The organism is Flavobacterium ginsenosidimutans (assembly GCF_003254625.1).
Lineage (GTDB): Bacteria > Bacteroidota > Bacteroidia > Flavobacteriales > Flavobacteriaceae > Flavobacterium > Flavobacterium ginsenosidimutans.
In genome coordinates, this window is record NZ_QJRJ01000023.1 from 1 (window position 1) to 336 (window position 336).

The following is a 336-nucleotide window of genomic DNA, read 5'->3' on the forward strand; positions in this document are numbered from 1 at the left end:
AATATCGTAAAAGTAAGCGGACAGTTCACGGCTTCTGAAGGATGCGCAAATGCTGGAACCTACACCAATACATGGACAGTAAAAGATGACTGCGGAAACACTTCTGACACTTTCACTCAAATAATCACTATTCAGGATACTGCCGCGCCTTCTTGGACTACTGCTGCGGGTTCATTAAATGCTACTTTAGAATGCAGCGATGCAGCTGGAATTGCAAATGCTCAGGCTTTATTCCCTTCTGCTTCTGACTTATGCGATGCCGATGTTACAAATATCGTAAAAGTAAGCGGACAGTTTACGGCTTCTGAAGGATGCTCAAATGCTGGAACCTACACC

The 336-nt window shown here is 44.3% G+C and carries 1 protein-coding gene; it reads left to right on the forward strand.

The annotated features are described in order from the left end of the window. On the forward strand, positions 1 to 336 hold a 336-nt coding region (locus DM444_RS00110), incomplete at both ends, for a hypothetical protein (protein ID WP_204251640.1).